The 12,281-nt window shown below is 60.5% G+C and carries 10 protein-coding genes; 2 read left to right on the top strand and 8 right to left on the bottom strand.

What is annotated here, in order from left to right:
- Window positions 1–7 precede the first annotated feature (7 nt).
- Together H7C86_RS35675 and H7C86_RS35670 are read left to right on the top strand one after the other, a co-directional pair.
- Window positions 8–388 (top strand): DUF3703 domain-containing protein, encoded by a 381-nt coding sequence (locus H7C86_RS35675; RefSeq protein ID WP_182263385.1) that lies wholly within the window; start codon window positions 8–10, stop codon window positions 386–388.
- A complete protein-coding gene (locus tag H7C86_RS35670) occupies window positions 381–2,555 on the top strand; it encodes a cation-translocating P-type ATPase (protein WP_047270584.1) in 2,175 nt (724 codons plus the stop codon). Before H7C86_RS35675 ends, H7C86_RS35670 begins: the two co-directional genes overlap by 8 nt.
- 437 nt (window positions 2,556–2,992) lie before the next feature.
- Here the strand turns inward: H7C86_RS35670 and H7C86_RS35665 are convergent, their stop codons facing one another.
- From H7C86_RS35665 to H7C86_RS35630, 8 genes are all read right to left on the bottom strand, one after another.
- Window positions 2,993–3,790: a hypothetical protein gene (locus H7C86_RS35665; RefSeq protein ID WP_182263384.1), complete on the bottom strand. Its 798-nt coding sequence runs from the start codon at window positions 3,788–3,790 to the stop codon at window positions 2,993–2,995.
- Window positions 3,790–5,640, bottom strand: a complete 1,851-nt coding sequence (locus tag H7C86_RS35660) for a hypothetical protein (protein ID WP_182263383.1) — start codon at window positions 5,638–5,640, stop codon at window positions 3,790–3,792. The genes H7C86_RS35665 and H7C86_RS35660 overlap by 1 nt, the downstream gene beginning before the upstream one ends.
- A 28-nt stretch (window positions 5,641–5,668) precedes the next feature.
- Window positions 5,669–5,968: a type II toxin-antitoxin system PemK/MazF family toxin gene (locus H7C86_RS35655; RefSeq protein WP_019749527.1), complete on the bottom strand. Its 300-nt coding sequence runs from the start codon at window positions 5,966–5,968 to the stop codon at window positions 5,669–5,671.
- Window positions 5,968–6,204, bottom strand: a complete 237-nt coding sequence (locus H7C86_RS35650; protein ID WP_019749526.1) for a YlcI/YnfO family protein — start codon at window positions 6,202–6,204, stop codon at window positions 5,968–5,970. The genes H7C86_RS35655 and H7C86_RS35650 overlap by 1 nt, the downstream gene beginning before the upstream one ends.
- A gap of 427 nt (window positions 6,205–6,631) precedes the next feature.
- Window positions 6,632–7,258 (bottom strand): TetR family transcriptional regulator, encoded by a 627-nt coding sequence (locus H7C86_RS35645; protein WP_241896179.1) that lies wholly within the window; start codon window positions 7,256–7,258, stop codon window positions 6,632–6,634.
- A gap of 109 nt (window positions 7,259–7,367) precedes the next feature.
- The gene (locus H7C86_RS35640; RefSeq protein WP_019749524.1) at window positions 7,368–8,342 is read right to left on the bottom strand and encodes a DUF2637 domain-containing protein; all 975 of its coding nucleotides are present in this window, start codon (window positions 8,340–8,342) and stop codon (window positions 7,368–7,370) included.
- A gap of 630 nt (window positions 8,343–8,972) precedes the next feature.
- A complete protein-coding gene (locus H7C86_RS35635; RefSeq protein ID WP_019749523.1) occupies window positions 8,973–9,287 on the bottom strand; it encodes a hypothetical protein in 315 nt (104 codons plus the stop codon).
- The gene (locus tag H7C86_RS35630) at window positions 9,284–10,066 is read right to left on the bottom strand and encodes a ParA family protein (protein ID WP_007733691.1); all 783 of its coding nucleotides are present in this window, start codon (window positions 10,064–10,066) and stop codon (window positions 9,284–9,286) included. Before H7C86_RS35630 ends, H7C86_RS35635 begins: the two co-directional genes overlap by 4 nt.
- Window positions 10,067–12,281: the final 2,215 nt, after the last annotated feature.

Here is a 12,281-nt window from a genome sequence, read left to right as displayed (position 1 = left end):
CCACAAAATGCGCCATAAATGGCCGCCAGTGGGGAGCTTACGATGGCCGTCGACAGCGCACACCGCGTCCGACGACGCGATCCGGTGGAGTCACCTCGAACGCGCCCATATCCTCTCGCAGCCACATCCGTGGCTGCATACCCGCAACCACCTCTCGATGCTCAACCTAGCGCTGCGGCAACATGATCGACGCGAAGCACTCGGTCAAGTCCTCCGCACTGTGGTCGCCGCCCCCGGATCGCTGAGTGGGCGGTATCCGGTCGGCAACACCGGACGCACTGCCGTCGGGCTAATGACACCGATGCCGATCCCGACTGACATACAGAAACTGCTAGCGCGCAGCAACACCGAAGATACCGGTGCTGCAGCCGAAAGCACTCATGGCTGACGCATGCTGCAGCCCAGACCCCAGCGCGCAAGACGCCACCGAGGTGCACGAGAGTGAGCAACGACTCTGGCATGTCCGCGACCTGCAGATAGCCGCAGCAACAGCGCATCTACTGGCGATCTCCTGGCTGATAGGACGCGCCGGCGCCGACGCCGCCGGCGCAACCGTAGCGTTCGTCGCCGCGATCATCGCGGCATCGACCTTCGTACCGAACACCCTGCGGAATCTGCGCCACGGCCGCATCGGCGTCGGAACCCTGATGACGATCGCCGCCATCGGCGCGATCACACTCGGCCAGATCAACGAAGCCGCGATGCTCGGAATCCTGTTCTCCATCGCCGAAGGCCTCGAACACTATGCCGTGACCAAAACCCGCCGTGGCCTGCGAGCACTCCTCGCCTTGGTGCCCCCGACCGTCTCCGTCCTGCGCGGCGGCCGCGAAGTCACGATCGAACCGGACGAGCTGGCCGTCGGTGACCGCATGATCGTGCGCCCCGGCGAACGCGCCGCCACCGACGGCACCATCGCCGCCGGCACCACCAGCCTGGACCTGTCCGCGATCACCGGCGAATCAGTCCCCGTCGAAGCCGAACCGGGCGATCAACTCCATGCCGGGGCGATCAACGGCGGCGGAGCCATCGAAGTCGACGTCACCGCCCGCGCCTCCGACAGCTCACTCGCTCGGATCGTGCACATCGTCGAAGAAGCCCAGGACCGCAAGGGGTCCGGCCAACGCCTCGCCGACCGCATCGCCCGCCCCCTGGTACCGGCAATCATGGTCCTCGCCGCGCTGGTCGCCGGAATCGGCGCACTCCTCGGTGATCCGATGCTGTGGATCGAACGCGCACTGGTGGTACTCGTCGCTGCATCACCCTGCGCACTCGCGATCTCCGTGCCGCTGTCGGTGGTGGCGGCGATCGGTGCCGCAAGCCGCAACGGCGCCCTCGTCAAAGGCGGAGCGGCACTCGAAGAACTCGGCCGCATCACGGTGGTCGCCCTCGACAAGACCGGCACCCTCACCGCCGGAGCACCCGAAGTCATCGACGTCGTCACCACACCCGGAACTACCCGCGAACAAGCACTCTCGGCCGCAGCTGCACTCGAATCTCGCAGCGAACACCCACTCGCCCGAGCGATCCTCGCAGCCACCGGGACCATCGAACCAGCCGGCGACGTCACCGCCGTCGCCGGACACGGACTGCACGGCACACACCACGGCATAGTGCTGCGGCTGGGAAAACCGGGCTGGGTCGAACCCGGCGCCCTAGCCGCCGACGTCGACCGCCTGCAGCGCGATGGTGCCACCGTCGTCCTCGTCGAACGCGGCGGCGTGGTGATCGCGGCGATCGCCGTCCGCGACCAACTGCGGCCCGAAGCACCCGAAGCGATCCGCCAACTCACCGCACTCGGCATCGAAACAGCCATGCTCACCGGTGACAACTACCGCACCGCACAGGCCCTGGCAGAGCAAGCCGGAATCGGCACCGTCCGTGCCGAACTGCTCCCCGAAGACAAAGCCCGACTCCTCCACGAGATCTCCGGAGGCCGCCGCATTGCGATGGTCGGCGACGGAGTCAACGACGCCCCCGCCCTGGCCACAGCGAACGTCGGCATCGCCATGGGCGCAATGGGCACCGACGTCGCCATCGAAACCGCCGACATCGCACTCATGGGTGAAGACCTGCGGCACCTGCCGCAAGTCCTCGCTCACGCCCGCCACGCCAGGGCCGTGATGCTGCAGAACATCGGACTCTCCCTGGCAATCATCGGCGTCCTCATCCCGCTCGCCGCCACCGGCGTCCTCGGACTCGCCACCGTGGTGTTCGTCCACGAATTCGCCGAAGTCCTCGTCATCGCAAACGCTATTCGCGCCGCCCGCACCACGCCACTTCCCGGCCAACCCGAGATTCCGCGCACAACAGGCCAGTTGAACGTAAGCATGCCGCCGTCACGTCACGATCTCGGTGACGCCTGCTGCACACCTGTACCTGCACCTGCACCTGCACCTGCACCACTGACACTGAACAAACACGAAGGCACACCACCCACCATGTTGACGCTGACTACGCCGCACCCCACGAAAGCCGACGGCGAATCCGACGGCGGTTGCTCTTGTTGTGAAACCGCTGATCCGGAGCCGATAGAGACTCACCAACGCGGAACGTGACATCCGGCTGCCACGAGGAACCGCCTAGACCGGCGGGAATCGTGACTCATCAACCCGCCCGCCATCCCTCGGCACTCGCACTAAGCGCTGCTTCGAGTCACTGATCACATATGACGGATCGGTTGCCGAAAATGCTTCGATTGACGGTTCAGAAAATCAGGAATGCGCTGCTATCCGGCGTTCGAGAAGGACTGTATCGCGCCATATTCCGTCGAATTAGGCGATTTTCTCCCGGATCCCGATGGTCCGAAATCCCGTCGCATTGCCCGCCACCAACTTCCAAGCACTTACGTTGCGTGCTTGTCGAACACCGAGTACGTGCTGGCAAGAGCGTAACGAGGCTCTCGCGTTCACGTGAATCTACCTTGTACGCAACCGCCTATCCAGACCAATTGGGGCTGCCATCGGATCGGCGAGGTCCGATCGCAATGACCTATCTATGTCCAGTCGATGTGTACGGATTCGATGGAATCGAAGTGAAATCCGAAAGTGTCGCCGTACTGGTCGAATCCCTTGTTTTCAGGGTAATCCATCGTGGCGTGACGTTCGAGGATGGCAACCACTCGGGCATGATCGTCGCCTGCCAAAGCCATGGCGAGTTCTCGTGTTTCGTCGAGACTGAAGGGGCTGTCGGAGTTCGCGAAGTCGAGGGTACGCACTCGATAGTCGTAACCTTCTTCGGAACCGTTGCGGACGGACACTCCCCCGCGGACTCGGATGGTGGCCTTTTTGGGTTGCCCGTCGGGTCGTAGGACGCCGGCGCGGTCCATGATGTCGCGTGCTTTGACGTTTTTGAGTTTCTTTTTCGCGTCAGCGCGCAGTTCGTTCGTTTCGCCGGAACGGTAGCGAGAGACCGCTGATCGTGAACGGCCGATTTTCTGTGCGACAGCGTCGATTCCGCCGAGGCGTTCGATGGCGGCTCGCCGCCTGGCGCGTTCGGTGACGTCGGGGTGTGGGATTCGTCCTTGCTGCGCCCAGCGGCGCAGTGTTCGGTCCGAGGGGGGCTTTCTTCCGGCGTCGACAGCTGCTTGCCGTAGGCCTTCTTTGCCGATTTCGGTACGGATCTGGCGTACGGAGACTTTGCTGGTGAGTCCGGCTAATCCCCCACTTTTGACCGATTTCGATTTTTCGATACCGCTTGTTGCTGCTGTCGAGACGGATACGTTGAGTCCGTCCAAGCCGACGGTCTTCTGTGCGGGTTTGGTTGATCGCGGTTTCGGAAGATGCAGGGCCACTATATGTTTCCTTCATCTTCGTCGGTGAACGCAGCTTTGAGTGCGAGGTTGATCTCGTGGGTGTCGCGGGCGTCGGTCAGCATGACGGTTATGTTTTCGGTGAGCGGGGCGCTCTTTTCCAGAGTCATTTTCCCGAGTGCGTCACTGTTGTCTGCGATGTCGATACCCGGGGGCAGGGGGTAGACCCAGGAGTCGGTGACGGTGCGCAGTGGCCAACGCCCGGTTTCGCGTGCGATGCGCATCGCGACGCGGCGGCCTCGCCAGCGGCAGTGTGCGATGATCGCTGCTCGCCAGAGCGGTTGGTGGTGGTGTTGCATTTGTTTGGCGGTCCACATGTCGGGGTTGACCATTCGGCCGATGTACCCCTTGTAGCAGGCGCCGATGAACCGTTTCATTGCTGTGTCGCCTGTGTCGACGGCAACTTTGCGGGCCTCTCTCAAGATTTTCGCCCACTTGTCGAGGGCTCGACCCTGTTCGGGGTAGACCCACGCTTCTGCGATGTCGAGGTCGTCGAGTTCTGCGCCGATTCCGCCATCGGCGATGGACGTTTGAAGTGCATCGAGGCTGACGGTGGTGATCCAGGTCTGCACAGGTTGGTCGGCGAGCATGTGTGGGTGAGGCAACGGTAGAGCGGGTGGGAGCGCCAGCATGTCACCCGGTGGGAGGGTTACACGCCAGAGCCCGAACGGGGTTTTCGATTGCCCTGCCACATCGAGCGCGTTCTCGCCGCGAAGATGTCGAGGTTTTCCGTAGCCGAATTCGAGCATGCCAGCGGAAGCGAGGTACGCAGCTCGTTGGTCTATCGATACCAGTTGTGTTGCGTCGGAAAGTTCTTCGAGGTCCGGGATGCGGGTCCATCCGGCGGCAGGTTCGAGATCTCCGCGGGGTTCGCCGTCCAGCGGTGGGACCGGTCCACCGACAGTGACGACGATTCCTTTACCGCTGCGGGTGCGGTCGCGTTTGATCTTGTCGACGATGGCGGCGCCGGTGCGTGCGGGGGTGGGGCCGGGTAGCACGCCGAGGTGTTGTGCGCACCAGGCGAGTCGGCGTCCCAGTTCGCGGGCAGCGGGGAGGTCGTCGTCGGGGAGGTAGGTTCCGGCGGCCGGTGATCCGAGGATCCCCATGTCCCCCACGCGATTGCCCCATCCGAAGTCTTTGTTCCAGTAGGTCCACACGTAGGGTTCGATGAAAATGTCGACCATGGATGTGAAGTTCCCGGTGGTGCGGGAGAGGTGAACGACGTGGCCGGGTTCTCCGCGGAGTTCCCATCCTGCGGTCAGCATCGGGGTCAGCGTGGCGTGGAGGATCGCGGTGAGTTCTTCGGCAGCGCGGGTGCGGAGGATTTCCATGTCGTCGACATCGTCTTCGCTGCCTGGGTCGATGATCCATCCGAGCATTTCGCAGGCTTCGATTCCGACTATCCAGATCTGTGCCGGTGCGCCCAGCGGGGTGAGCGTTGCCCATCTGATGAGTTTGTCGAGTTTTTCGATGGAATCGACTGGGCCGGTGAGTGTGTGGCCGGATGGTGTGTAGGTGCCGGCTGCTGTGACAATGACGGCGTGGCCGTCTGCTGCCTCGCTGGCGGGAGGAAGGGCGGCCGGTTCAGTTGCGTCGAGTTCTGACGCCTGGGTGGGTTCCGTTTCCATTTCGTTGGAGCGCTCATCCGGAGGGGCGACGATGTCGTCGGTCCGGGGGTGCTCCGCAACCCCGGAATCCGTTTCGAGACAAGCGGTGTCGTCAACGTCGAACAGAGAAGGCTGATCGGGTTCGGGAACTTCGTCCGGACGAGTAGCGGATTCGGGTGGCTCGAGCTCGAATAGCGTGAACTGCTCCCCTTTCTTCAGCGCCATGTTTCATCCTTTCCGTTCACTGTCGTCATCATTCGAGATCGAAGGCGGCGCGCACGGCTATGGACAGTGATTCCTCTTGCGCTGGAAGAAGATAACCGATGATGTTGCCGAGTGCACTGACGGGAATGGTCGTGATGTGGTCGCAACTGACCACGGCGTCGGCGGATAGTCCGTTAGCGGCGCTGACGGACACCTCAGTGGACAGTCCTCGGATCTCGCCGGTGATGGGCGCTACCGTGACGGTCCCGAGGTGTGGACGGACCATCTCTCGGGTGAGTACGAGGACCGGCCGAACTGAGTCGAGGTTGGCTTCATGAATTGGTCGCATCAGGTCGAGCCTGTTGGCAGTCGATTCACAGCGTGGTGAGCGAGGGGGCTCAGATCATGTTCGGATGTTGCGGCCGAGAGGATCTCCGCGTCTCGTGCAGCTATCTGACGGCGACGCTCCCGTTCGAGAGCGCGCAACACTAGAGAGGCTCGCGAGGCGGCGCGATGTTCCCTGACTTCGTCGTCGAGAAATTCCACGATCTCGTCCGGTAGTCGTACCGCGATCTGCGTGCTCATATACTGATGGTACCGAAGTGGGATTCGATTTGGTACCACCATCGCGTGCGAGTTCTGCAACCGATCATTTCAACGGGAGGCAAGGGCCGATGAAGTACTCAGCGGCCCGACGCGGCACACCTTGCCACGCACACGGTTTCCGCTGTCTTCATCGGTCGATCTCTATCTGGTGTTCTTCAGTCTCAGTGACGGTCCCATCGCTGGTGACGTCTCCACATCGGTACGGCTCGGATCGCTGAAATATTCGCTATGAGACAAAGCACTCCGGGGATTCGGCTCTCGATGTCAGGCACTTTGTCACTCCTCTCGACGACGCAACTGCCTCGCTACCGTCGAGGAATTAGCAGTACACCGTGCACACGGTTGGCGACGTCACCGCGAGGAGTCCAGTTCCTCTCCCCTACTCACGACCTCGCCAGCGCGCGGACTACGCATCTGAAATCAAATACGCGTTCACTAAGTCGTCAATGCGTGAAGTGAAATCTCCAGAGTCGCCGAGCACCTGTATGACTTGAACTGCGCCGATAAATCCCGCGCACAGATTCGCGGCCAGGCGCTGGGCGGCAGAGGCGGGAAGCTGTCCGTCTGCGATCGCAGTATCGACGAATCGGCTGACGAGTTCCACCCACTCACGGAACGCGGGTTGGGCGGTATCGAGACCTGCTTCCATGGTGAGCCTGAGGCCGGCTCGGGCCAGGGCATCGTCGGCTATAAGCGCCGCTGAACCGTTGAAGAATACAGCCAACTTCTCGATCGCTGGTATTGCTGATTCGTCGGTTGATTGCCGGGTTCCGCCGAGCGCGGTCAACCAGTGGTTGATGAGTTCTCGCGCGATCGTTTCCTTGGAGTCGAAGTGGAAGTACACGGCTCCTTTCGTGGAGGCAGCCTCCGCAACGATGTCGTTCATGGAGGTAGCGGCGTACCCATCGATCGAGAATGAGCGTGCAGCTGCCTTGAGGATCTTGGCCTTCGTCTCGTGCGCTCGCTGTTGTCGGGGTCGCTGGCGCGGTTCGGGCGGAACGATCAAGTGGTGTCGGTCGTCTGGGTCGGTCAATGCGGGTTCCTTACCTGCAGTCTGTGGGCACTCTGCTGTGGTCAATCCCTCCATGATGATGCAATTCCTGGCGCTCGGGAACCTTGGCGTTGGCAGGTTGCGGCGCTACTCACGTTGTAGTGACGAGTTGGTCGGTGAAGTGAACATCGGAGGCTCGCATGTCGATGAGCGGCGGATTGTCGAAGCCAGCTGCTCGGGCCGCGGTATCGAACTTTTCGTATCGGCGCCACGAGGTCGATGTTGCAACCGGAGGGTTGGACGTCTGGGCGATCAGCTCCCAGGTGAGAGTCGGGTCTGCAAGCTTGCGTCGTGCGGTGTCCTTGACAGCGTCGGGCAGGTCCGATGTGGCAATGAACCATTCGAGTTCGGCGTGCGCCACCGCCTCTGCGTTCGACGGCTCCGGGTCCACTGAAGACCCCGTTTGTTCGGAGGGGCTCGGGCGCGGAGCGCTTTCCGGCGCGTCATGCGTTTCTACGACGCCTAAAGAAGGCTGGGCTCCTACGGCTGTTTCGTTGCGCATGACGACGCTTTGCGTACCAACCGTACCCACACCTGCGGCAGCATTGTCGATCTCGATCTTGTAGTCGGAATATGCAATACCCGTTGCTTTGATCAGGATTCCCAGACCGTGCGTGAAGGCGAGTACGAGCACCGGCGGAATGACCGCGATCATGGCAGCAACGGCCGGGTCGAGAGGCGTGTAGCCGATGCTCTGACCTGCCGCAACGGCCTGTTGCGCAACTGTTGCGGAGTGGAACGCATGGTAGGCGTTCCCGAGGATGCTGATCGCGACCACCGCAACAGCAACAGCAACGTAGAAGTACTTGTCGCGTCGATGCATCTTCAGTTTGCTCAGAATGACGATGGCGACGGTGGAACCGAAGATTGCACTGTCAACGATGACGGGAAAGATCCATGCGAGGTTTTCGGGGATAGTTCCTTGGCGCGCGAGGTCCCGTTGGACCGCGAAGGAGAGGACAAATGCGCCTGCGGTGATCCCGATTGCGATCAAAATCGCGATGAGAAGTGCGGCGATCAGTGCTCCAAGCTGGATCCGCGCTGCGCGCAGACTAAAATCACCCATGATCGGGTTTTCCTTCCTAAAAGGGGTGTTCTCGGTCTGGAGTCCCGCTGGTTGCCGCCGGCGGGACTCCTCCTGGTTTCGGAAGATTTCTTCTGGTCGTACTCCTGCGTTTCGTCCGTTTTGCGTGCGGTGAGGGTCGACAGCGATTTCTAGCGGACATATCCGAGAGTCGACTGATGTTTTTTGCGTCGCACTCAAAGCACGTCGGGGATGTCGTTCCAGCTGCGTGCCTGTTGATCTCAGAGTGACGTGGGGTGGTCTGCAATTTTGCGTGAGAATTGCGTGACTGCAACGGATTGTTCACGCAATTTGCTCCAGGCTTTGCGCTGCCAAGCCTTCCAAGTTCTACAGAACGGACAGTCAGCAGATGAGAGGGACATGGCATTGCGCGCGCAGCAAGGACTTCCCGCCCCGGCGGTTCGCCTCCCGCCCGCACCCGAGAACCGTTCTCAATATCGAGGTCCTTGGAATGTCCCCCACATGTGCCTACTCGGCTGTCGTGCCATGCGCCTCTAATTAGGTCTTCCAGCCGAAACACAAGATGCCCTCGCCCGGGGGCCGAACTCCACAATCAAGAATTAAGACAATCCATCATGCGTGCACGCAGTGCATGCCATGCACGCGAATCTTTTATAGTCCCCTGGCCTTCAAGTATTCGTCCAGCGCAGCCTCGGTCATCGATGCCTCGCTGATTTCGCGATCGCCAGTCTCGTACCGCAATTTGTCGACGCCACGCCGAAGGCGATCCTTCGTCGAAGGTTTGATGCGCGTGTTGTGGGTCATCGACAGCTTCTCCTCCTCATCTTTGCGGGCACTGAGATCCGCTGAAGGCGTTGGTGGCGTAGCTGCAGGTGCCGCGGGGGTCGCGTCTCCCCTGGGCGGACGTTCCGGGATGAGTTCAGCCGGATGTGTCTTACGAATGGCAGGTTCCCGCTTCACGCTCATGCCGGGGCTCCGATCACGATGGGCAACTCAGCGAGCAAGTCACTGTAGGCAAGTTGCAGCGTCAATGCTTTCCCACCCTTGAACTGGTGAATCGGAGTGCGATTCGAGTGCGCGTCCTGGCGGGCCGCGAGTTCCGGGATCGATGTCTTGGCGACGAGTGAGCCGTAGGTTTCCCGTAGCTCGCTCTCTCTGAACTCATGTTCGCCGGTAGACCGTTTACGACTGATCACGATCTTGTCGAATTCCAGCTTCGGATTCGCCCGTTTACGAACGGTGTCGATTGTCTCTTCGAGCTTCTGAACGCCACCGACACTGTCGATTGTGGGTTCAGTGATGGCGACAACGCCATCTGCTGCAATAAGAACCGCGAACAGCACCTTGCCCATATTGGGAGGGCAGTCGAAAAGCACGGCGTCATAAGGAGAAAGGTCGAGCCCTTCGAACGCAACGTCTAGGCGAAACACCAGGTCATTCGACCCATCCGACTCGATTTTGCCGAGCTCTTCGTCTGCGGGAATGAGGTCGACGCCATCCCATGGGGTGGCAATGATCGCCTCGGCTGCAATGCCTTCTCTGGTCTGGTTCATGAGGTGGTAGGCCGTCATCATGCCCTCTTCGAGAGTGACGCCGAGGCCGCCGGTCGTATTGCCCTGTTGGTCCATGTCGACGACAAGTACTTTTCCGCCGACCGCGGTGATGGCGCTGGCAAGCCCGAGAGTGGAGGCCGTCTTGCCTACGCCACCCTTCTGGTTGCCGAGTGCGATTTTGCGTGGCTGCATTGCGGACCTTTCATCGAGGGCGTTGACATTTGCGAGGCGTGCATTGCGTGTAAACAACGCGCTGCATGCAATATGTGCATTGCGTGCTGTGTGCGCAATCCACGCTGTACGTGGGCTGCATGCAGACTGTGCGTGACGGGCAATCCAAGCACTGCATGCATTGCGCGCTAAGTCTGCTTCACTCGCTACACACGCACACTGTGCACTACGTGCGCGCGTAGCATAACACGCATGTCATGCGTGACGTACAAGCCTCGCACTCTGCGCGTGTCATGCACGAGTCGCATCAAGTGCAACCCTTGCGTTCGACGCGTGCAATGCTCGTCACGCGTTCACCGCAACCCGTGCACGTCATGCGCGACACGCTATCCATGCCTCGCTAGCAAACCCCGCATGCTTTGCACACAATGCGTTCCTCGCTAGCCAAGCACTGCGCACATACAACGCATGGCGTGCTCCGCACGCACAGCTAGCGGTGCTACCTCCGCACGCACGCGGTGCTCTGCATGCACACCATACAACGCTCGCAGCGCACGCAGAGCATGCATGACGCGGTATGCAAGGATTGCACGCATGCCATGCGCTGCTAGCAGGACATGCATTGCATGCACCACACATCTTTCAGTTCTGCATGCAATGCATGCCGACCACGCATGCGTGGACGCGCAAAATAGCAGGTCAATGCACTCATTGCCATCGAACGAATCGAAAAACATCTGCCGTGAGTGTCACACACCGTTGCAAAAGGTCGACCGACCAAGAGCAGCTTGGCTGCCACGATCACCCGATAGCGAGGCGTTCCAGACATGAATCGAAACGTGTGACAGTCCGTCTCGATCAGATTGTCAAGGAAGTCGAAGCGACGCTATTGGGCAGCCAACTGACTAAAGGCGGAAATATAGGGTTCAGCAATCTCCGCTGTGCGCACAGAACAAATTGCTCAACCGTCGCGAGCGGTCCTGCCCAGCCATCCGCCAATGCACCGCCCTTGCGGGGATGGAAGGAACGCGCCAACCTCAACGAGGCGGGCAAGACAGCCTGCCGCTTCAGAAACTTTCTGATGTTCGCACCGGGGGCACTTCAATAGAACCCTGTACCCCTTTGAAGGCCAGAACATATTTCATTCCATCGGGGTCCGAACATCCAGGGCAGAAGGAAGGACTCACGTGAACCGCACGGATGGTGAAAAAACTGAGACATGCGTGGGACGAACAACCGCACTGACCGAGGGGAGGGGGTTCCAATTCTATTGAGAGATACAGCCGACTGACTGCCAGTCGGGGTGCTCATCTAACCCACGAACAACATTGCGGAATCATCTCAGGACACAGCGGGGGCCCGCGGTGAAACGAAAATTCTGCGCGAAAGGTCGGTCGCGGTGTGAACCCGGACGTGTAAGGGAAGGGACGTGTGGAGATCCGGATCAGTCGAAGTTCGGCCGCGACGGAATGACCGAAGCGAGTCCGAGCAGGCACTAACTTTACGTCACAGTGACGCAATTAGGCTTGGGGACGGGGTGGGAAGAATCAGTTCCGTCAGGCTTGATTTCGCCGCTTTGCGAGCAGAACTTTCGGGTGGGTGGGCACATTTCGAATACAGCGACGCATGAATCGCAACGCCGAAACACACGCACTTCTCGACCGAGCGGGGGAGGGGATGGAGACAGCTTCCCGTCTACAAGTATCCCGTGCACGATGCCGGCGCTGCCGTGCCGACGGCTACGAACGACGCAAGGTGGCCCACCGTTTCACGCAACAGCGCTGCCATACATGCAATGCATGCCTTGCAACGCACGCATTGCATGTATGGCATGCGCGACCAGGATGCCTCGCAAAGCATGCGTCACACGCAGTGATCGCACCATGCTCCTCTGCACAAAAAGCCGTTTACCTGCGCAAATAAAGATGCTCAGTCAGGTACATGTCTCGGAGGGATAGACCGATAGACGATCCGAATACCTACGGGCGCGTCTGCATTGGAGGAAACGGCTGTCGTTTCAACCCCTCTCGGATGTTGAACCCGTACCAGCGCGACGTTCTTCAAGCGCAGAGAAGCGGACCGCCAGCCCGCCATTGACTGGCTCGGGCGGGGTCAGTTCTCCGAAAATGGCTGTGGAGCTCCGCGTATTAGATCAAAACATTGTCCTCCGGGTTCTTTGTGTGAACCGTGCCGGGTTTGATGCCGCATCCGTTTTTGTGAAGGATGCAGATCATGC

The organism is Rhodococcus sp. UFZ-B548 (assembly GCF_903819475.1).
Classification (GTDB): domain Bacteria; phylum Actinomycetota; class Actinomycetes; order Mycobacteriales; family Mycobacteriaceae; genus Rhodococcus_F; species Rhodococcus_F erythropolis.
Note: the sequence above shows the minus strand (reverse complement) of the source record. Positions and strands in the feature narration are given on the sequence as shown.

What these genes read in the sequence shown, in the direction of transcription:
- H7C86_RS35670 (WP_047270584.1), top strand. Translation starts at nt 381, where the DNA reads ATGGCTGACGCATGCTGCAGCCCAGACCCCAGCGCGCAAGACGCCACC.
- H7C86_RS35630 (WP_007733691.1), bottom strand. Translation starts at nt 10,066, where the DNA reads ATGCAGCCACGCAAAATCGCACTCGGCAACCAGAAGGGTGGCGTAGGC.
- H7C86_RS35635 (WP_019749523.1), bottom strand. Translation starts at nt 9,287, where the DNA reads ATGAGCGTGAAGCGGGAACCTGCCATTCGTAAGACACATCCGGCTGAA.
- H7C86_RS35650 (WP_019749526.1), bottom strand. Translation starts at nt 6,204, where the DNA reads ATGAGCACGCAGATCGCGGTACGACTACCGGACGAGATCGTGGAATTT.
- H7C86_RS35675 (WP_182263385.1), top strand. Translation starts at nt 8, where the DNA reads ATGCGCCATAAATGGCCGCCAGTGGGGAGCTTACGATGGCCGTCGACA.
- H7C86_RS35660 (WP_182263383.1), bottom strand. Translation starts at nt 5,640, where the DNA reads ATGGCGCTGAAGAAAGGGGAGCAGTTCACGCTATTCGAGCTCGAGCCA.
- H7C86_RS35655 (WP_019749527.1), bottom strand. Translation starts at nt 5,968, where the DNA reads ATGCGACCAATTCATGAAGCCAACCTCGACTCAGTTCGGCCGGTCCTC.
- H7C86_RS35640 (WP_019749524.1), bottom strand. Translation starts at nt 8,342, where the DNA reads ATGGGTGATTTTAGTCTGCGCGCAGCGCGGATCCAGCTTGGAGCACTG.